This is a genomic window from Aquabacterium sp., assembly GCF_036273115.1.
In the GTDB taxonomy this organism is placed as follows: Bacteria; Pseudomonadota; Gammaproteobacteria; order Burkholderiales; family Burkholderiaceae_C; genus Aquabacterium.
Map to the genome: position 1 here is coordinate 51,858 of NZ_DASUIN010000002.1, position 19,740 is coordinate 71,597.

Sequence of the window (19,740 nt, forward strand, 5' to 3'; positions counted from 1 at the left end):
CATCAGTTCCAGCGCCCCCGAATCGCCGCGCGGGGATCAATGCCGCCGTTCCATTCCTGCTGATGCGGGTAGCGAATGCCGCCACGCGCATCCCCGCGGCCGTCGCCACGTTCCTCGCAGCGCTCGTCGTCGTCACGGTCATGGCGTCGGCCGTGGTGGCCGCCGCGGTCATGATCGCGAATGATCAGGGGCGGGCTGTAGACCACGGGCACTACCGGGGCTTGGCGCACCACATATCGAACGGGGGCGGGGGCAACCACCACAGGTTGCGCCGGTTGATAGTAGGAATACGAGGACACGTAGGGCTGACCGTAGCTTGAACCGCGGTAGTCGTCGTCATCCCGGTCGCGAGGGTTCACGGTCACGGTGATCGGGATGGTGGCGCCTGGCTCGCGTTGCGTTTGGGTGCTGTAGCGCTGGCCGCCGTATTCGTACACCACGTTGTAAGCCACGACCTGGTTTTGGTAGGTGCTTTGCTGTTCGCAGCGCTGCACCGTACGGGTTCCCCCAGCAGGACGACCGGATGTTTCGATGTGATCGCCCAGCGCCGCGCCCAGAATCACGCCCAGTCCGGTGGTGATGACGCGACCCGAGCCCTTACCCACAGCATTGCCCATGGCGCCGCCAGCAATCGCGCCCATCACTGCACCAGCCCCAGATGAGCGAGCGGATTCGGCGCGCAATTCGTCATAGCAAACCTGACGAGGCACAGCCACTTGCGCGACCACTGGGCTGCTGGACACCACACGCGCCTGTACCGTGGCAGTGCTGGAGCTGGGGTAGCCCACCACCTCCCCCACGCGGGGGCCGGCGCAGGCGGCGGTGCTCAGGGCCAGTGTGCTGATCGACAGCAAATGAACAGGGGCCGAAAGCCGGGTGCGATTCATGACGTTCTCCATTGGCGGCCAAACGATGGCCTGAGCTTTCAACGCCCCGTCACGCGGCTTGGCTGACAGCCAGCGCCTGTTACCACTGTAAAGATCCGTGAAACCCCGGCTGACACGTAGGCAAGCCAGGCTGAGGCTTCGTGCACGTCGATTGCTATCGCACTAGGGCTGACCCGGATTAAAATCTCAAGCTTCGTCTCAATTCGTTTGACACAACCATGTCCAAAACCACCAAGTCCAAGGCAGTCAAGGCCGCCAAGCCCGTGGCCGCCGCCCCCGTGGCAGCACCCGCACCCGCCGCTGCTGCAGGCCAAAAAGTCAAGAAAGTCGTTCTGGCCTATTCCGGTGGTCTGGACACTTCCATCATCCTGAAGTGGTTGCAAGACGAGTACAACTGCGAAGTGGTCACCTTCACGGCTGACATCGGCCAGGGCGAAGAAATCGAACCCGCACGCGCCAAGGCCCTGAAGATGGGCATCAAGCCCGAGAACATCCACATTGAAGACCTGCGCGAAGAGTTCGTGCGCGACTTCGTGTTCCCCATGTTCCGCGCCAACGCGCTGTACGAAGGCGAATACCTGCTGGGTACCTCGATCGCCCGTCCGCTGATCGCCAAGCGTCTGGTCGAGATCGCCAAGAAGTCCAAGGCCGATGCCATCTCGCACGGCGCCACCGGCAAGGGCAACGACCAGGTTCGATTCGAGCTGGGTGCTTACGCTCTGATGCCTGGCGTGAAGGTCATCGCCCCATGGCGCGAGTGGGATCTGCTGAGCCGCGAAAAGCTGCTGGCCTACGCTGACAAGCACGGCATCCCGGTTGACTTCAAGAAGCGCAAGGGCGGCGCCCCTTACTCGATGGACGCCAACCTGCTGCACATCAGCTACGAAGGCGGCGTGCTGGAAGATCCGAACTTCGAACCCGAAGCCAATATGTGGCGCTTGACCGTGTCGCCCGAAAAGGCGCCCAACAAGCCCGAAATCATCGAACTGACTTACGCCAAGGGTGACGTTGTCGCCATCAACGGCGTGAAGATGTCGCCTGCCACCGTGCTGACCAAGCTGAACGAAATCGGCGGCAAGCATGGCATTGGCCGTCTCGACAAGGTCGAGAACCGCTACGTGGGCATGAAGAGCCGTGGCTGCTACGAAACCCCTGGCGGCACCATCTTGCTGACCGGCCACCGCGCCATCGAGTCCATCACCCTCGACCGCGAAGTGCTGGCGCTGAAGGATGACCTGATGCCCCGTTACGCTCGCATGGTCTACAACGGCTACTGGTTCAGCCCCGAGCGCGAACTGCTGCAAGGCCTGATCGACAAGAGCCAGGAAACCGTCAACGGTACCGTCAAACTCAAGCTGTACAAGGGCACCATCATGTGCGTGGGCCGTGCCTCCGCCACCGACAGCCTGTTTGATCCCACCATCGCCACGTTCGACGATGATGGCGGCGCCTACAACCAGGCCGACGCAGCCGGCTTCATCAAGCTCAACGCCCTGCGTCTGCGCATTGGTGCCAACGTCAAGGCCAAGCGTGCTGGCGCAGCGAAGGCTGCCAAGCCTGCCGCCAAGAAGGCTGCGGCCAAGCCAGCTGCCAAGCCCGCAGCAAAGCCCGCCGCCAAGAAGGTTGCTGCCAAACCAGCAGCCAAGTAATTGACCCCATCAAGGCCGGTGCAGTCGCATCGGCCTTTTTTTGATTTTTGGAGACTGCTTCATGACCACCACCACCCTGGCCGGTACCGTCAACACCCAAGCCAACGTGTACTTCGATGGCAAGTGCGTGTCGCACACCGTGACTCTGGCTGACGGCACCCGCAAGTCTGTCGGCGTGATCCTGCCCGCCACTTTGACCTTCAACACCGGCGCCCCTGAAATCATGGAAACCGTGGCAGGCAAGGCCACCATCAAGCTGGCCGGTTCCGATGAATGGAAGACTTACGGCGCAGGCGAAAGCTTCAATGTGCCTGGCAATTCGTCTTTCGAAATCAAGGTGGAAGGCGAGCCTTACCACTACATCTGCCACTTCGGTTGATTCGGGTTGAGGCGTCGGTTTGAACGGCGCATCAAGTCAGAACCTTGATTTAAAAAGCCGCTCCGTCGCGAAGACGATGAGCGGCTTTTTTGCGTACTGGCCGTCCGCGGCTCAAACCACCACGGGCTCGGGCTCCAGGCGAATGCCAAAGCGGCCGTACACGCTTTCTTGAATGGCGCGTGCCAGCGTCACCACCTCGGCGCCACTGGCCCCGCCGCGGTTCACCAGCACCAATGCCTGCTTTTCATACACGCCCGCGCGGCCAATGGATTTGCCCTTCCAGCCGCAGGCATCGATCATCCAGCCCGCAGCCAGTTTGAAGCTGCCGTCGGGCAAGGGGTAGTGCACGATCTCCGGGTCGCGGCCAATGATGTCGCGGCATTGCTCTTCGGTCACCACGGGGTTTTTGAAGAAGCTGCCGGCGTTGCCGATCTGGGCCGGGTCGGGCAACTTGGCGCGCCGCACGTCGCAAATCCAGTCAAAGATCTGTTGGGCCGAAGGCTCGGGCGTGCCGGTTTCGGCCATCTTGCGCTCCAACTCCAGGTAGCCCGTCACCGGTTGCCAAGGGCGAGGCAGGCGCAGCCGCACCTTGGTGATCACGCTTTTGCCCGCCAGCAGGCTTTTGAAAATGCTGTCGCGGTAGCCAAAGCGGCACTGCTCGCGGTTCAAGGTGACCATGCGGCCGGTGATCAAGTCCACTGCATCCAGCGACTCGAAGCGGTCTTTCAGTTCAATGCCGTAGGCGCCAATGTTCTGCACCGGCGCGGCGCCTACCGTGCCGGGAATCAAGGCCATGTTCTCCAGGCCGGGCAGGCCTTGGTTCAGGCACCACTGCACCGTGTCGTGCCAGGACTCGCCTGCGCCGACTTCCACAATCCAGGCGTCGTCACGCGTTTCCAGAAGTTGTCGGCCTTTGATCTCGACTTTGATCACGCAGGCTTGCACGTCCTGGGTCAGAACCAGGTTCGAGCCGCCCCCCAGAATGAATTTCTTGGCATGGCCCAGTTCGGGGTGGTTCACCACCTGGCGAACCTGCGCTTCCGTGCTCACGCGGACCAAAGTATGGGCTGCGGCGGGCAGGCCAAAAGTGTTGTATGGACGAAGGCTGGTGCCTCGTTCGACGTCAAGGGGCTGGTGCATGGCAGAATTTTCGCAGACAAAGGAGAAATTCATGCCCAGTTTTGACGCCGTTCTCGATCCCAACCTGGTTGAAGTGCGCAATGCCGTTGACCAGACCACCAAGGAAATTGGCACCCGCTTCGATTTCAAAGGCACCAGCGCCGCCATCGAATTCAAGGAAAAGGAAAAGCAGATCATCGTGACCGGTGACAGCGACTTCCAGCTCGATCAGGTGCGCGACATCCTCACCAACAAGCTCACCAAGCGCAGCGTGGATGTTCGTTTCCTCGACATCGGCAAGGTCGAAAAAATCGGTGGCGATAAGGTCAAGCAGACCCTGACCATCAAAGCCGGCATCGAATCTGACTTGGCCAAGAAGATTCAGAAGATCATCAAGGACAGCAAGATCAAGGTGCAAGCCGCCATTCAGGGCGACACCGTTCGCGTGACCGGCAACAAGCGCGATGATCTGCAAACCACCATGGCCTTGCTGAAGAAGGAAATCACAGAAGCACCGCTGTCGTTCAACAATTTCCGCGATTGATTGGTCGCGCTGGCGCTAGGCTGCAAGGCATGAAACTGTCTGTTCTGATTCCGTTCGTGGCCGCCGCAGTCTGGGCTGGTGCCTGTGTTCCCGCCCAAGCGCAAAGTGTGGCCATGACCGGTGGCATGGGCAGCAAAGCCCTGCTGGTCATCAATGGCGGGGCGCCCAAGGCCCTGGCTGCGGGCGACACCCACCAAGGGGTCAAGGTGGTCAGCGTGTCACCCGACCAGACGGTGGTTGAGGTCTCGGGCAAGCGGCAAACGGTTTCGTTGGGCGGGGCCCCTGTCAGCATTGGCGGAGGCCTGGGCGGTGCTCAGGGCACATCCATCGTGCTGACCGCTGGCTCAGGAGGGCATTTCGTGACCTCCGGGCTGGTCAACGGCAAATCGGTGCAGTTTCTGGTCGACACGGGGGCTACGTCAGTGGCGATGGGGGCAGACGAGGCCCGACGTCTGGGCATTGCCTTTGAAAAAGGGCAAAAGATGTACACCAGCACGGCGAACGGGACGGTGCCCACCTTTCGGGTCAGCCTGACTTCCTTGCGCATTCAGGACGTCGAGGTCTTCAATGTGGACGCAACCGTGGTGCCTCAAGGCATGCCCTACCTTTTGCTGGGGAATTCGTTTCTGACGCGATTTCAAATGAAGCGCGAGAACGACACGCTGACCCTGACCAAGCGTTTCTAAATCAGGCCACGGAGCGTTCCAGCAGGTCTGGCTCGTCCCAGGCATGTTGGGCTCGGTAGTTGGCTGCGGAGCTCATCAGTGCCAGCTCAACGGGGTCGTGCGAAGAGGTCATGGTGATGTCGTCGCCGAAGCGGTCTTTCAGTCGCCGCAGCCTGCGCTGATTGGCCAGCCGCTTGCCGTTGTCCATGGCCACCAGCCACTGGAAAAACCGCAGTCCGATCGGGCAGTTGGGCTCGTCGTCCAGCTCGCCGCGGTAGAAATAAGCATCGCCGCAATGCAGCAGCCAGCCTGAATCGGTGCGCACAGCCACTCCGCAATGACCTTGCGTGTGCCCTGCCAAAGGCACCAGCAAGACTTCGTCGTCGCTGTCTGGCACGGCTTGCACGCTGTCCATGCCAAACCATTTTTCGCCATTCAGGTCGTGTCGGACCCATTGAGGGCCATGCGCCCATTGTTGGGGGATGTAGCGCGATTTCTCATGCAGGCTCGTGCGTGACAGGGCCGCATCCAGCTCCATACCGTACACATGCACCTGGGCTTGAGGAAAGTCGGCCATGCCGCCCACATGATCCAGATCGAGGTGAGTCGGCACAATGTGGCGAACCTCTCTGGGATCCAGCCCGAGCTCGCGAATCTGGTGCACGGCGGTTTCTGACATCTGCAGGCGGGGACGCACCAGGCCGTTGAAGAGTCGGCCGAGCGACTTGGGGTGGGTCACGTCGCGGGTGCCCAGGCCCGTATCCACGAGAATCAGACCGTGGCGGCTTTCGATCAGCAAGCAGTGGCAACACAGGTGTGCGGGGGCCGTCCAGCCGCCTTCGCCATTGAGCAAGCGGCGTCCTAATGGACACATCGACCCGCAATTCAGATGGTGAATCCGCATGCCCGAGCTCTCCTTGTGCCGCCGACTGGCATCATGACGAGACAATTGCGTCCCATCAAGTATTTAAACCACTCCCGACATGCCGCCACGCCATCGTATTCCCGCAGGACACGACACTCTCGACCAGATTCTTTTCTCTCAGGGGTTTGGCGCGCGACGTGAATGTGAAGGGCTCATCCTTTCAGGACGCGTGTGCATCAATGGTGCGGTGGTAGATGACCCCGACAGTGAGTGGCCCACCGAAGGCCTGCGCTTCACGGTGGAGGGGCAGGAGTGGATTTACCACGCCAAGGCCCTGATCGTGCTGAACAAGCCCACAGGCTATGAGTGTTCGCTCAAGCCGGGGGCCTGGCCTGGCGTGCACAACCTGCTGCCTCTGCCTTTGCGTCGCCGTGGCCTGCAGCCAGTGGGGCGTCTCGACCAAGACACCACTGGCTTGCTGTTGATGACCGATGACGGGCCGCTGCTGCACAAGCTGACCTCGCCCAAGCACCACGTGCCCAAGATCTACGAAGCCACCACCAAGCACCCGATCACTCAAGCCCAGTGCGACAAGCTGCTGGCGGGGGTGGTGCTCGACGACGATCCCAAGCCCGTGAAGGCGGAAGGGGCTGAAATCGCCGGGGAACACCTGCTGCGCCTGACTCTGACCGAAGGCAAGTATCACCAGGTCAAGCGCATGGTGGCTGCAGTGAGCAACCGGGTGGAAGCCTTGCACCGCAGCCAGATTGGTGAGTTGACCATTCCCGCTGATCTGGCGCCTGGCCAATGGCGCTGGATTGACGATCCAGCGGTGGTGCTGCCCAAACGCGGATAATCGGCAGTCATGCAAGTATTTCGAGGCATTCAACACGCGGCACTGGCGCCGGCCTGTGCCCTGACCATCGGCAATTTCGACGGCGTGCACCGGGGCCATCAAGCCATGCTCGCCTTGCTGCGCAACGAGGCACGCCACCGCGGCCTGCCCAGCACGGTGCTGACGTTCGAGCCTCATCCACGCGACTACTTTGCTACCCTCATGGGCAAGCCCGAACTGGCGCCCAGCCGCGTGGCCACCTTGCGCGACAAGCTGTCGGAACTCGAAAACTGTGGCGTGGACCAGGTGGTGGTCTTGCCCTTCGACAAGGCTTTGGCCAGTTTGACGCCTGAGGCGTTTGTGGACCGCATCCTGGTCCACGGTCTGAAGGCCAAATACGTGCTGGTGGGCGACGACTTCCGTTTTGGCGCCAAGCGGGCGGGCGACTATGCCTTGCTCGATGCCATGGGCAGCGCCAAGGGCTTTGACGTGGCGCGCATGAACAGCTACGAGGTGCATGGCGAACGTGTGTCGTCCTCGCTGGTGCGTGAGGCCCTGGAGCGTGGTGACATGAAGGCCGTGGCGACCATGCTGGGCCGCCCCTATACCGTCAGTGGTCACGTGGTGCATGGCCAGAAGCTGGGGCGCAGCCTCGATTGCCGCACGCTCAATGTGCGTTTCGGGCACCCCAAGCCGGCCACCATGGGCATTTTTGTGGTGCGCACCCACGGCCTGGCCGATCACCCTCTGGACGGCGTGGCCAGCCTGGGGGTGCGCCCCACGGTGGAAGAAGCTGGCCGCGTCCTACTGGAGGTGCATTGCTTCGATTGGCCGGCCCAACTCGGCAGCGAGGGGGGCTACGGTAAAATCGTCCGCGTGGAACTGCTGCACAAACTCCGAGACGAAGCCCGTTATGACGGGCTGGAGGCACTGCAGGCGGCCATACACAAAGACATCGCCGATGCGCGCGAGTTCTTTGAAGCCCAGGGTCGGCAGACCACCCGCGATCGAATTTGACGCTCGCACCCACAACCTGCTGATGCCTGGCCGCGGCCCTTTGGGGTGATGCGGCTCACCTGATACCCGGGATGGCGGTGGCGACAAGACCCACCGCTGGCCCCTTGCTGAAGAATTTCTGCCATGAGCCAAGACAAATCTGCCAAGCCCACAAAAGGGTCCGATAACAAGGGTGCCCCCGAAAGCCAGTACCGCGCCACGCTGAACATGCCCGACACCCCCTTCCCGATGCGGGGGGATCTGCCCAAGCGCGAACCTGCCTGGGTGGCCGAATGGGAAAAGAACGACATCTACGGCAAGCTGCGCGCCGCCCGTCAAGGTGCGCCCAAGTTCGTGCTGCACGACGGCCCACCTTATGCCAACGGCAACATCCACATTGGCCACGCCGTCAACAAGATCCTCAAGGACATGATCGTCAAGGCGCGCCAGCTCAAGGGCATGGACGCCATCTACGTGCCGGGTTGGGACTGCCACGGTCTGCCCATCGAAAACCAGATTGAGAAGACGCATGGCCGCAATCTGAGCCGCGACGACGTGCAAGCCAAGGCACGCGTCTACGCCGCTGAGCAAATCGATGGTCAGCGTACGGACTTCAAGCGCCTGGGCGTGCTGGGCGATTGGTCTCACCCTTACCTGACCATGAACTTCGGCAACGAGGCCAACGAAATCCGTGCCTTGAAGAAGATCATGGAACGTGGCTACGTGTACCGCGGCCTCAAGCCCGTGTACTGGTGCTTTGACTGCGGCTCGTCGCTGGCAGAGTTCGAAATCGAATACGCCGACAAGAAGTCTCAAACGCTTGATGTGGCCTTCCTGAGCGCCGACCCCGCCAAGCTGGCAGCCGCCTTCGGTTTGTCTGCCCTGAGCAAAGACGCCTTCGCCGTGATCTGGACCACCACCGCGTGGACCATTCCGGCCAACCAGGCGCTCAACATGCACCCCGAGCTGACTTACGCGCTCGTTGACACGCCCAAGGGCCTGCTGGTGTTGGCCGAGTCCTTGGTAGAAAAGGCCTGCGCACGCTACGGCTTCGATGCCGAGGCTTGCAAGGTGGTGGCCACCACCACGGGTGCCAAGCTGGAAGGCATGACCTTCAAGCACCCCCTGGCGCATGTTCACGAAGGCTACAACCGCGTCAGCCCTGTTTACCTGGCGGATTACGTCAGCGCTGAAGACGGCACCGGCATCGTGCACGCCGCACCCGCCTACGGTGTGGACGACTTCAACTCCTGCATTGCCCATGGCCTGAAGTTCGACGACATCCTGAACCCCGTGCAAGGCAATGGCGTCTACGAAGCCGATTTGCCCTTGTTTGGCGGCCAGCACATCTGGAAGGCGGCGCCCGTCGTTCTGGAGACCCTGAACGAACACGGTCGCCTGCTGTCCACCAAGACGATCGAGCACAGCTACCCGCATTGCTGGCGTCACAAGACCCCGGTCATCTTCCGTGCGGCAGCCCAATGGTTCGTGCGCATGGACGAAGGCGAGGGTGTGTTCACCGTCAACAAGGCCGAGAAGACCCTGCGCCAAACCGCACTGGATGCCATCGACCAAACCACCTTCTATCCAGAAAACGGCCGTGCTCGCCTGCGCGACATGATCGCCAACCGCCCTGACTGGTGCATCAGCCGTCAGCGCAACTGGGGCGTGCCGCTGCCTTTCTTCCTGCACAAGGTCACCGGCGAACTGCACCCCGACACGATGGGCTTGATGGACAAGGCCGCCGACCTGGTGGAGCAGGGCGGTGTCGAGGCTTGGTCGCGTCTGGACCCGGCCGAATGGCTGGGTGCGCAGGCCGCTGAGTACAGCAAGTCCACCGACATTCTGGACGTGTGGTTCGACTCGGGCACCACCTTCTTCCATGTGCTCAATGCCCAAAACGGCAGCCACACCCAAGCCGGGCACCACGAAGGCCAAGAGGCTGACCTGTACCTCGAAGGCCATGACCAGCATCGTGGCTGGTTCCACAGCTCCTTGCTGGCTGCTTGCGCCATTTATGGCCGTGCGCCCTACAAGGGCCTGTTGACCCACGGCTTCACCGTGGACGGCCAAGGCCGCAAGATGTCCAAGTCGGTCGGCAATGTGGTGGCGCCGCAGGAAATCAGCTCCAAGATGGGCGCGGAAATCATCCGCTTGTGGGCTGCATCGACCGACTACTCGGGCGACCTGGGCATTGACGACAAGATCCTGGCGCGTGTGGTCGACGGCTACCGCCGCATTCGCAACACCCTGCGCTTCTTGCTGGCCAACACCTCGGACTTCAACCCCGCCACCGATGCGGTGCCGCTGAACGAGCTGCTGGAAATCGACCGCTACGCACTGGCCCGTGCCTCGCAATTGCAGGAAGACATTCTGGCCCACTACGAGCGTTATGAGTTCCACCCGGTCGTGGCCAAGCTGCAGGTCTACTGCTCGGAAGACCTGGGCGCCTTCTACCTCGATGTGCTCAAGGATCGCCTCTATACCAGCGCCACCAAGAGCCATGCCCGCCGTGCCGCGCAAACGGCCCTGTGGCACATCACGAATGGCATGCTGCGTTGGATGGCCCCATTCCTGAGCTTCACCGCCGAGGAGGCCTGGAAGGTCTTCAACGGTGGCGACACGATCTTCACCGAAACCTACTGGGACTTCCACGAGGCCGACAAGGACACCGAACTGCTGGCCAAGTGGTCGCGCATCCGCGCCTTCCGCGAAGAGTGCAACCGCCAGATTGAAGAGGTGCGCACCCGGGGTGAGGTGGGCGCCTCGCTGCAGGCCAATCTGTTCGTCACCATCAGCGCCGATGACCAGCGCCTGCTGGCCGACCTGCGCAGCCTGGGCGATGACCTCAAGTTCGTGCTGATCGTGTCCTCGGTCGAACTGGCCGAGGGGCACTCCACCCAAATCGAAGTCAATCCGGCCAAGGCTGTGAAGTGCGAGCGTTGCTGGCACTACCGCGACGATGTCGGCATCAACCCCGAGCACCCCACCATCTGCGGTCGTTGCGACAGCAACCTGCACGGTGCGGGCGAACACCGCGAGCACGCCTGATGGCTACCAAGAAGGCTGCCGCATCCAGTCAGGGCTTGCTGCCCTGGCTGGGCATTGCGCTCATCATCATCCTGCTCGATCAGTTCACCAAGACCCTGATCCTGGGCTTCTTCCAGTACGGCGACAGCCGCACGGTGCTGTCCTTTTTCAACGTGGTGCGGGCCCACAACACCGGTGCGGCCTTTTCCTTCCTGGCGCATGCGGGGGGCTGGCAGCGGTGGTTCTTCGTGGGCTTGGGCTTTGCCGCCACGGCCTTCATCATCTACATGCTGCGCGAGCATGGTGGGCAAAAGCGCTTTGCCTGGGCTTTGTCGCTCATTCTGGGGGGCGCCATTGGCAATGTGCTCGACCGCTTGATTCACGGTTATGTGATCGACTTTCTGGACTTCCATTGGTCGTTCCTGTCGCCCTTGTTCCCAGGGGGGCACTTCCCGGCGTTCAACGTGGCCGACTGCGGCATCACGATCGGAGCTGGCTTGCTGATCCTTGATGAACTGATTCGTGTCCGAAAAAGTTAACAAAACCGCCTGAAAGAGGCGGTTTTTGATATCTGACGTTTGATACCGCGCGGTTTTCCCGATACGGCCTGACCCAAACTTGACTTAGTTTTAGTCCATCGTGGCTCAGAGCATGAGGAACGCATGGGATCGGTCGGTCGACTTTCGAATCACGTTGCAGTCTCTCGTCGGCGTCGGCACCGGACGCGTCCGGTATTTCGGCGCTCACGTTTGTGGTCCGAGGCACAGCATCACGTGCCTCACCCGCCTGTTCAGGTCTCGGCTCCTGTTGCACCCGAGCCAGCGCTCGATCCGCTCGGTGGATTGCAGGCACACACCCATCCGCCCAGTGCGCTCGACTGGCCCTTGGCCCCTGTTCGCTTTGGCGATCCTCTCCGTTGGTTGGCCGCTGGGTGGCGAGATTTCCAAAGTGCTCCCCTGATCGGCTTGTTCTACGGTGCCTGTTTTGTGGGCATGGGCTGGCTGCTGCTGGCCGTGTTCAAAGCTGCGCCGGAATACACCCTGGCGTTGTCAGCGGGGTTTCTGCTGCTTGGGCCGTTTCTGTGCCTCGGCCTGTATCAGGTCAGCCGAGACCTGGGGCAGGGGGTGAGGCCGAACTTCGTGCGCTCCTTGATGGCGTGGCGATCGGCCACCGGGCAGATCAGCATTTTTGCTGGCGTGCTGCTGGTGCTCGAAATGCTTTGGGGGCGGGCGGCCATGATCGTTTTTGCGATCAGCTTCGATGGGGTGCCGCATTGGGACGGCACCGTGTCCGACTTGCTGCACGGTGACAACCTGACATTCCTGATCACCTACAGCGCGGTGGGTGCCGTGTTTGCCGGTCTGATCTACGCAGTCAGTGTCATCAGCATGCCCTTGATGATGGACCGAGCGGTGGATGCCGTGACGGCTGGTCTGACCAGCATGCGTCTGGTTCTAACGCAAACCCCCGTCATGGTCTGGTGGGGTGTCCTGATCAGCGCACTGGTGCTGCTGGCCATGCTGCCCGGGTTTGTGGGCCTGATCGTGGTGGGGCCGGTGTTGGGGCATGCCTCCTGGCATGCCTACCGACAGGTGCTGTCGTTGGTCGACGCGGGCCAGTGACGATCAGAAACGACGCCCGGGGCGGGGCCCCCCCTTGCCGCCTCTGCTGAAGGGCGGCTGGCCGCGCCAGTAGCGAATCATCAGCCAGCCACCCAGCATGCCGCCCAAGTGGGCAAAGTGGGCCACGCCTGACTGGGTTCCCGTTACGCCCAGGAAAAGCTCCAGCGCCCCGTAAATGCCCACGAACACCTTGGCCTTCATGGGGATGGGCGGAATGAGCGGCACGATGGTGCGATTAGGAAACATCATCGCGAAAGCCAGCAGCAGCCCGAACAGACCACCCGAGGCCCCTACGGTGGGGGCGCCAAATCCCCCAATCAGATTGAATGCCAGCTGGCACAGTGCTGCAGCCAGAATGCTGGCCAGCAGGAATTGCGCATAGCGGCGTCCGCCCCAGATGCGTTCCAGCTCGCTGCCAAACATCCACAAGCCCAGCATGTTGAAGAAGATGTGGCCCATCGACCCGTGCAGGAAGGCATAGGTCACCAGTTGCCAAGGGAAGAACCACGGGCTTTGAAGGGGCCACAGCGCCAGCCATTGAAACAACAGGCCCCCCGCCGCGAAGTCGAGGCAGTACAAAGCCACGTTGATGAGAATGAAGGCTTGGGTTACCGGCGGCAATGGAGGCATGCTGATTCAACCATCTCATTTATTGGGAAACCAAATCATAGGGCAGTCGACTGCATCGGGTGGCGACTGAGGGGCGATCGCCACAGCTCGAAATAGCGGCAATTTGCCACGTGAATTCGGACATTGCAGATTCGCAGGTGTGCGCACACTGGAACTGGACTCTCTTGCCCGATTGCTGCTGGAGAGATGACAACCTTCCCACTCGTTCAACGAGGATGTCACCATGCATTGGTTAGCCGATTTGCGTTTGCGTACAAAGCTGATCTCAGCCATTTCTGTTGTACTGGCCATGACGCTCTTTCTGGGCATTTTTGCGAACTCCAGGCTGAGCAGCGTTCATGAGCGAACCCAGGACCTGGCCGACAACTGGATGCCCAGTGTCGTGGTGTTGGGTGAAATCAATAATGTGACCAGTGATCTGCAGCGATTCACCCTGCGCCACATCCTCGCGACCGATGCGGGAGCCAAACGCGCCCTGGAGCAAGACATCCAGAAGGCGCAAGACGCCTTCAGCAAGGCCGATCAGGACTACGCTGTGCTGATTGCCTCGCCGGAAGAAAAGGCCACCTGGGATGACCTCAAAAAGAAGTGGGCAGACTACCTGAACATTCAGGCCCAGGTGATGGCGGCTTCGCAAGGGGGCAACGTCCAGCAGGCGACCGAATTGGTCAACGGCAAGCTGTCTTCCGCGTTCCTTCAAGTCAGCGCCGACCTGGATGCGCTCATCGCGCTCAACGTGAAGGGTGGGAAGGACTCCGAGCGCCAGTCGGAACAAACCTATAACACCGCACGTTGGGCGGTCTGGAGCTCATTGGCTTTGGTGGTTGCGGTGGGCATGGCCATCGCCGTGGTCCTGTCGGGCATGATGTCCAAGCCCATGGAAGAGGCCGTTGCCGTGCTCAAGGCCGTAGCGGAAGGCGACTTGACCCAACAGGTTCACAGCCAGCGCCGCGACGAAATTGGCGACATGCAGCGCGCCATTGGTCAGATGGTCAAGAGCTTGGCTGACACGGTCAACCAAGTGCGCTCGGGCGCTGACTCGGTGGCCACCGCATCGTCTCAGATTGCTCAGGGCAACACCGATCTCAGCGCACGCACCGAGGATCAGGCCTCCAGTCTGCAGGAAACCGCCGCGGCAGTGGAAGAGATGGCCGGCACCGTTCGCACGAATGCCGACAATGCTCGACAGGCCAACCAGTTGGCCAGCGCAGCCTCCGAAGTGGCCGCGCGCGGCGGAGAAGTGGTCGGTCAGGTGGTCGACACCATGAACGACATTCAGACCGCCAGTCAGAAGATCTCCGACATCATCGGTGTCATTGACGGCATTGCCTTCCAGACCAACATCCTGGCCTTGAATGCCGCGGTTGAAGCCGCTCGTGCAGGCGAGCAGGGCCGTGGATTTGCAGTGGTGGCAGGCGAAGTTCGATCGTTGGCGCAGCGCAGTGCACAGGCTGCCCGTGAGATCAAAACCCTCATCAACGACAGCGTGGAAAAGGTCAACGCTGGCAGCAGCCTGGTCAGCACGGCGGGCAGCACCATGCAGGATGTGGTGCATCAGGTCCGCAAAGTGACCGATCTGGTGGGGGAGATTGCGCACGCCAGCGCCGAGCAAAGTCAAGGCATTGGCCAGATCAATCAGGCCGTCGCGCAACTGGATCAGAGCACTCAGCAAAACGCGGCACTGGTGGAAGAAAGCATGGCAGCGGCAGAAAGCTTGCGCAGCCAGGCCAACAAGTTGGCACAGGCCGTTACCGTGTTCAGAACGCTCGAGGGTTCGCCCTCCCTAGTTGCAGAGACCGCCACGGTGGTGACACGTAAACCATTTGTCAACCGCGAGCGCCCTGTGACCGTGCCCAAGCCGGCTATGGCCAAGCCAAGCGCCCCCGAATTGCCCGCACCTGTGCGAACGGCCGAACCTGCCGGACATAACGAGCACGACTGGGAAACCTTCTAAGCTGGAGCGGCAATGGCCATTGCAGTACACACCAGCGTTCTCTGGCACGATGCACGCTCCAGCGAGCAGGCGGATCTGTTGCCCGCACTGGGCGTTGCACTGGTGCGTTTCGGGTTCGGTGTGTCGGACGATCTCGAGCCCGACCTGGCCGACATGCTTGTGATTGCGGCCGACCGCGCCTTGGAGGTTTGCCAGGTTGAGCATTTCCGGCAGGCGCGTCAGGCAGGAGTGCCTGTGGTCGTCTTGTTGTCGGCTCCGGACGTTGCGTCTCGCGTCGCCATGCTGGACCTCGGGGCCGATGAATGCCTGTCCTTGCCTTGCGACTGGCGTGAGCTTGCAGCGCGCCTGCATGCCTTGCGCCGTCGTCGCCTGGCCGAGCCCGCACCACTTCACCGAATTCGCTTTGCGCAATGGGAGCTCGACACTCGGCAATGCACGATACGCGCAGCCAATGACTCATGGGTCAAGCTCGCTCAAGCCGAGTACCAGTTGCTGCTGACCTTCCTGAGTCATCCCTATCAGGTGATTGCACCGAATCACCTGATGCATGAAACCCGCCAGCGCGGCCTGGACGTCGCAGACTCCAGCATGGCTTTGCTGGTCACACGTTTGCGCTGCAAACTGGGTGACGACCCCCGTGAACCAAGCTTGATTCACTCGGTTCGGGGGCAGGGCTATCTCTTCAATGCCGCCCCTCATGTGCCGTTGTCGGTTGCGACCCACAACCGCGCACTCGCAGCCGATTTACTTGATTGAGTTTGTGCTACAGTAGCGCTCTTCACATCGGAGCCCCGGTGGCGAAATTGGTAGACGCGCGGGATTCAAAATCCCGTTCCGCGAGGAGTGTCGGTTCGATTCCGACCTGGGGCACCAAATTCCAGCGTCTCGTCCTGAGACAATAGCGCTTTCGAACAAAGCTGATCTGCTGGATTCCATGTCATACCCCACGCTTGAAGATGTCATTGGCAAGTCGCCAATGATTCGACTGCAGCGCGTTCCCGGCGCCGAACAAGACGCCCGTGGCAACGTCATCCTGGCCAAGCTGGAGGGCAACAACCCAGGCGGATCCGTCAAAGACCGACCGGCCATCAGCATGATTCGTCGCGCCGAAGAGCGTGGCGACATCAAACCTGGTGACACCCTCATCGAAGCCACTTCGGGCAACACCGGCATTGCGCTGGCCATGGCTGCGGCCATTCGTGGCTATCGCATGGTGTTGATCATGCCGGAAGACCTCAGCATCGAGCGCGCCCAGACCATGAAGGCCTATGGTGCCGAACTCATCCTCACGCCCAAGAGTGGAGGCATGGAGTACGCTCGCGACCTGGCCGACCAAATGGTGCGCGAAGGCAAGGGTGTGGTGCTCGATCAGTTCGCCAACCCTGACAACCCGCGCATTCACTATGAAACCACCGGCCCTGAAATCTGGGCCGATACCCAAGGGCGAGTCACCCATTTTGTGAGTGCGATGGGTACCACCGGCACCATTACCGGCACCTCGCGCTTCCTCAAGGAAGTCAACCCGCAGGTTCGCATCGTTGGCGCGCAGCCCACTGAAGGTTCGCGCATTCCTGGTATTCGTAAATGGCCTGAGGCCTACTTGCCCAAGATCTACGACCCCAGTTGCGTGGACGACATGATCTACGTCTCGCAAGCCGATGCCGAAGACATGGCGCGTCGACTGGCGCGCGAGGAGGGTCTGTTCTGCGGCATTTCTGCAGCCGGCGCATGCTGGGCGGCCTTGCAATTGGCGCAGAATCTGACTAACGCCACGATCGTCTTCATCGTGTGCGATCGGGGCGATCGCTATCTCTCCACCGGCGTCTTCCCCGCCTGAGCTTGCTCCGGCCTTGTCTAGTGCTCAAACAGCCATGGAAATTCACAAAGAACTCGACGCTCGCGGACTGACATGCCCGCTGCCCATCTTGCGGGCCAAGAAAGCCTTGTCTGACATGCACAGCGGGGAGGTGCTGAAGGTTGTCGCCACCGATCCGGGCTCGATTCGTGATTTCCAGGCCTTTGCGCGCCAAACCGGCAACGATTTGCTGGAGCAGCAAACCTTGCCAGGCGACGGGCGCGAAGAGTTCGTGCACTTTTTGCGCCGCCGCTGAAAGTCGCCAGGGCTCAACTCAACAGGTCATCGCCCTGCGGGGCTTGCAGCCCCAGATGTCGGAAGGCTGCCGCGGTGGCAATGCGGCCGCGCGGGGTGCGTTGCAGGAAGCCTTGCTGAATCAGATAAGGCTCGATCACGTCTTCGATCGTTTCCCGTTCTTCGCCGATGGCTGCTGCCAGGTTATCAAGCCCAACCGGGCCGCCATCGAAGCGGTGAATCACCGCTTCCAGCAACTTGCGGTCCATGACATCAAAGCCCAATGGGTCGACGTCGAGCATGGCCAGGGCTTTGTCGGCCATCTCTCGAGTGATGCGGCCTGATCCTTTGACCTCGGCATAGTCGCGCACGCGGCGTAGCAATCGGTTGGCAATGCGAGGGGTGCCCCGTGACCGGCGCGCCACTTCCATGGCGCCGTCAGGGTCAATGGGGGCGCCCAACAATCCGGCCGAGCGCGTCACGATCTTTTGCAGCTCTTGTGCGGTGTAGAACTCCAGGCGGGCGACGATGCCAAAACGGTCCCGCAAGGGGTTGGTCAGCATCCCCGCACGTGTGGTGGCTCCCACCAGGGTGAAGGGCTGTAGATCCAGCTTGATTGATCGTGCCGCAGGGCCCTCACCGATCATGATGTCGATCTGGTAGTCCTCCAGAGCGGGATACAGAATTTCCTCGACCACCGGGCTCAGACGGTGAATTTCATCAATGAACAGCACGTCGTGCCGCTCCAGATTGGTCAGGATGGCAGCCAGGTCTTTGGGCTTTTCAAGCACCGGCCCCGAGGTCTGGCGCAGGTTCACGCCTAATTCCGTCGCGATGATGTGGCTCAGTGTTGTTTTGCCCAGTCCTGGGGGGCCGAACAGCAAAACGTGATCGAGCGCCTCGCCCCGCTTGCGCGCGGCGCCAATGAAAATTTCCAGCTGTTCACGCGCTTTGGTCTGCCCAACGTATTCGTCGAGATCTTTCGGGCGAAGGGCTCGCTCCAGGGCCTCTTCCCCTGGGGAAGAGGCGCTGCCGCCCACAATCCGGCTGCCTTGATCAGGCGCCGAAGGCGCCGCAGATTTCCGCGCTCGAGGCAGGTCGCCAAAGTCGTCAGTCTGGATACTCATACAGTGGATTATCCAACTCGAATCCCACCCGCAGGCGTGGCCCGATGCTCGATAGGCTTGTTGTGAGTTGGCAACAGTAGTTCTTTTGGACTTCGCTTTATGACAACCTTGTCATCAAGGCGACGGGCGAACTCTGGTGCAATTTGCCGAGATTCAGCGGGATCCGACGAGGTTTGAAGTCGGACGCAAGTTGACACCCGTCAGCCCAACCCCGCTGATCCTTGACACAACTTTGGAGAAGTCAATGAAAAAGACTCTGCTGGCTCTGGCCGCTCTGGCCGCTTCGTCCGCCGCTTTCGCTCAATCGTTCGTCACCCTGTACGGTGTCGTCGACGTCTCCGTGGAGCGCGTGAAGGGCGATCACCAGGTCACCCGCGTTTCCTCTGGCAACTTGGCCACTTCGCGCCTGGGTTTCAAGGGCACCGAAGACATCGGTGGTGGTCTGAAGGCCAACTTCGTGCTGGAATCGGCTGTGAACGCTGACACCGGCGCTCAAGGCAACAGCAACCGTCTGTTCGACCGTGCCGCTTGGGCTGGTCTGGCTGGTGGCGCTGGCGAACTGCGTCTGGGTCGTCAAGACTCCGCCATCGGCGCCCTGGCTGGCGACACCTCCATCCTGGGTGGTCAGGCTTACGACGATCTGAAGATCGTCAAGACCCGTGCCGCCGAGTACTACCGTCGTCTGGACAACGCTGTCACCTACGTGCTGCCTCAAGTCATGCCTGGCCTGAGCGCACAGCTGCAGTACTCGACTGCTTCGGGCTCCAGCGCTTCCACCGGTGCTCTGGGTAGCGAAGCCTACGGCAGCAACTTCAACAAGTCCTACGGTCTGAGCGTCAAGTACGCCGAAGGCCCCGTGTTGGCAGGTCTGGGCTATTTGAACGTGACCGATGACAACTCTGCTGTTCCCGGTAACCAACGCGCCAACGCCACTCTGGTGTACGCTGGCTATGACCTGGGTGCAGCCAAGGTCATCGCTTACATGGACAACGAAACCGGTAAGGTTGCCGCTGCTGAAGCTGGCAAGAAGCGTCTGTCGGTGTACGGCGTGAAGGCCATCGTGCCCGTGTCCGCTGAGTTGACCGTGTCGGCTGGTGTGTCGAAGGCCAAGAACATTGCTGGTTCGAAGGTGGGTAACGATGACGCCGTCATCACCGCCATCAAGGCCAACTACAAGCTGTCCAAGCGCACTTCCGTGTACGGTCTGGCTACCCTCGTGAACAACGAGTCTGGCGCTACCGTTGGCATGCTGGCCCCCACCAGTGGCGACAAGCTGGCCGGTGGTGTGGCAGTGGGTGTGGCTCACGCCTTCTGATCGAGCTGACGCACTCGCTGCGTCAAGCCAAAGG

General features: G+C 61.2%; 19 protein-coding genes and 1 tRNA gene. 15 read left to right on the top strand and 5 right to left on the bottom strand.

All coding sequences use genetic code 11. The annotated features are described in order from the left end of the window. Positions 1 to 2 precede the first annotated feature (2 nt). Positions 3 to 887 carry a glycine zipper 2TM domain-containing protein gene (locus VFW72_RS01010; protein ID WP_329672398.1) on the bottom strand — a complete coding sequence of 295 codons (885 nt, stop codon included), beginning with the start codon at positions 885 to 887 and terminating at the stop codon, positions 3 to 5. A gap of 218 nt (positions 888 to 1,105) precedes the next feature. On the opposite strand from VFW72_RS01010, the gene VFW72_RS01015 reads away from it, so the two are divergent. Together VFW72_RS01015 and VFW72_RS01020 are read left to right on the top strand one after the other, a co-directional pair. Continuing rightward, positions 1,106 to 2,536: an argininosuccinate synthase gene (locus VFW72_RS01015; protein WP_329672399.1), complete on the top strand. Its 1,431-nt coding sequence runs from the start codon at positions 1,106 to 1,108 to the stop codon at positions 2,534 to 2,536. A gap of 61 nt (positions 2,537 to 2,597) precedes the next feature. After that, on the top strand, positions 2,598 to 2,915 hold the full coding sequence (locus VFW72_RS01020) for a pyrimidine/purine nucleoside phosphorylase (RefSeq protein ID WP_329672400.1): 318 nt from the start codon (positions 2,598 to 2,600) through the stop codon (positions 2,913 to 2,915). Positions 2,916 to 3,026: 111 nt separating this feature from the next. Here VFW72_RS01020 and murB read toward each other — a convergent pair whose 3' ends face one another. Continuing rightward, complete coding sequence (gene murB / locus VFW72_RS01025; protein ID WP_329672401.1) at positions 3,027 to 4,055, bottom strand: UDP-N-acetylmuramate dehydrogenase; 1,029 nt, start codon at positions 4,053 to 4,055, stop codon at positions 3,027 to 3,029. Between the two features lie 31 nt (positions 4,056 to 4,086). Between murB and VFW72_RS01030 the strand changes: the two genes are divergently transcribed. After that, entirely contained in the window at positions 4,087 to 4,578 is a 492-nt protein-coding gene (locus VFW72_RS01030; RefSeq protein ID WP_329672402.1) for a YajQ family cyclic di-GMP-binding protein, read from the top strand. Between the two features lie 29 nt (positions 4,579 to 4,607). Then, the gene (locus VFW72_RS01035) at positions 4,608 to 5,264 is read left to right on the top strand and encodes a retropepsin-like aspartic protease family protein (protein ID WP_329672403.1); all 657 of its coding nucleotides are present in this window, start codon (positions 4,608 to 4,610) and stop codon (positions 5,262 to 5,264) included. 1 nt (position 5,265) lies between these two features. Here VFW72_RS01035 and VFW72_RS01040 read toward each other — a convergent pair whose 3' ends face one another. After that, positions 5,266 to 6,117, bottom strand: a complete 852-nt coding sequence (locus VFW72_RS01040; protein WP_329672404.1) for an MBL fold metallo-hydrolase — start codon at positions 6,115 to 6,117, stop codon at positions 5,266 to 5,268. A 109-nt stretch (positions 6,118 to 6,226) separates the two neighbouring features. On the opposite strand from VFW72_RS01040, the gene VFW72_RS01045 reads away from it, so the two are divergent. From VFW72_RS01045 to VFW72_RS01065, 5 genes are all read left to right on the top strand, one after another. Continuing rightward, positions 6,227 to 6,964: a 16S rRNA pseudouridine(516) synthase gene (locus VFW72_RS01045; RefSeq protein ID WP_329672405.1), complete on the top strand. Its 738-nt coding sequence runs from the start codon at positions 6,227 to 6,229 to the stop codon at positions 6,962 to 6,964. Between the two features lie 9 nt (positions 6,965 to 6,973). Further along, positions 6,974 to 7,960 (top strand): bifunctional riboflavin kinase/FAD synthetase, encoded by a 987-nt coding sequence (locus VFW72_RS01050; protein ID WP_329672406.1) that lies wholly within the window; start codon positions 6,974 to 6,976, stop codon positions 7,958 to 7,960. 123 nt (positions 7,961 to 8,083) lie between these two features. After that, entirely contained in the window at positions 8,084 to 10,990 is a 2,907-nt protein-coding gene (gene ileS, locus VFW72_RS01055) for an isoleucine--tRNA ligase (protein ID WP_329672407.1), read from the top strand. Then, positions 10,990 to 11,508 (top strand): signal peptidase II, encoded by a 519-nt coding sequence (gene lspA / locus VFW72_RS01060; RefSeq protein ID WP_329672408.1) that lies wholly within the window; start codon positions 10,990 to 10,992, stop codon positions 11,506 to 11,508. The genes ileS and lspA overlap by 1 nt, the downstream gene beginning before the upstream one ends. A gap of 234 nt (positions 11,509 to 11,742) precedes the next feature. Beyond that, positions 11,743 to 12,591 carry a DUF2189 domain-containing protein gene (locus VFW72_RS01065; protein WP_329672409.1) on the top strand — a complete coding sequence of 283 codons (849 nt, stop codon included), beginning with the start codon at positions 11,743 to 11,745 and terminating at the stop codon, positions 12,589 to 12,591. A gap of 3 nt (positions 12,592 to 12,594) precedes the next feature. Here VFW72_RS01065 and VFW72_RS01070 read toward each other — a convergent pair whose 3' ends face one another. After that, complete coding sequence (locus tag VFW72_RS01070; RefSeq protein ID WP_329672410.1) at positions 12,595 to 13,221, bottom strand: rhomboid family intramembrane serine protease; 627 nt, start codon at positions 13,219 to 13,221, stop codon at positions 12,595 to 12,597. A 223-nt stretch (positions 13,222 to 13,444) separates the two neighbouring features. Between VFW72_RS01070 and VFW72_RS01075 the strand changes: the two genes are divergently transcribed. The 5 genes from VFW72_RS01075 (at position 13,445) to VFW72_RS01095 (ending at position 17,286) form a co-directional block, all read left to right on the top strand. After that, positions 13,445 to 15,175 carry a methyl-accepting chemotaxis protein gene (locus VFW72_RS01075; RefSeq protein ID WP_329672411.1) on the top strand — a complete coding sequence of 577 codons (1,731 nt, stop codon included), beginning with the start codon at positions 13,445 to 13,447 and terminating at the stop codon, positions 15,173 to 15,175. 12 nt (positions 15,176 to 15,187) lie between these two features. Continuing rightward, positions 15,188 to 15,931 carry a winged helix-turn-helix domain-containing protein gene (locus VFW72_RS01080; RefSeq protein ID WP_329672412.1) on the top strand — a complete coding sequence of 248 codons (744 nt, stop codon included), beginning with the start codon at positions 15,188 to 15,190 and terminating at the stop codon, positions 15,929 to 15,931. A gap of 32 nt (positions 15,932 to 15,963) precedes the next feature. Next, positions 15,964 to 16,048, top strand: a tRNA-Leu gene (locus VFW72_RS01085). 61 nt (positions 16,049 to 16,109) lie between these two features. Then, positions 16,110 to 17,012: a cysteine synthase CysM gene (gene cysM, locus VFW72_RS01090; RefSeq protein ID WP_329672413.1), complete on the top strand. Its 903-nt coding sequence runs from the start codon at positions 16,110 to 16,112 to the stop codon at positions 17,010 to 17,012. Positions 17,013 to 17,046: 34 nt separating this feature from the next. Continuing rightward, on the top strand, positions 17,047 to 17,286 hold the full coding sequence (locus tag VFW72_RS01095; protein WP_329672414.1) for a sulfurtransferase TusA family protein: 240 nt from the start codon (positions 17,047 to 17,049) through the stop codon (positions 17,284 to 17,286). Positions 17,287 to 17,299: 13 nt separating this feature from the next. Here VFW72_RS01095 and ruvB read toward each other — a convergent pair whose 3' ends face one another. After that, entirely contained in the window at positions 17,300 to 18,391 is a 1,092-nt protein-coding gene (ruvB, locus tag VFW72_RS01100; RefSeq protein WP_329672415.1) for a Holliday junction branch migration DNA helicase RuvB, read from the bottom strand. Between the two features lie 244 nt (positions 18,392 to 18,635). Here ruvB and VFW72_RS01105 point away from each other — a divergent pair, with 244 nt between their 5' ends. After that, positions 18,636 to 19,706, top strand: coding sequence for a porin (locus VFW72_RS01105; protein WP_329672416.1), 1,071 nt, complete (start codon positions 18,636 to 18,638; stop codon positions 19,704 to 19,706). Positions 19,707 to 19,740 lie beyond the last annotated feature (34 nt).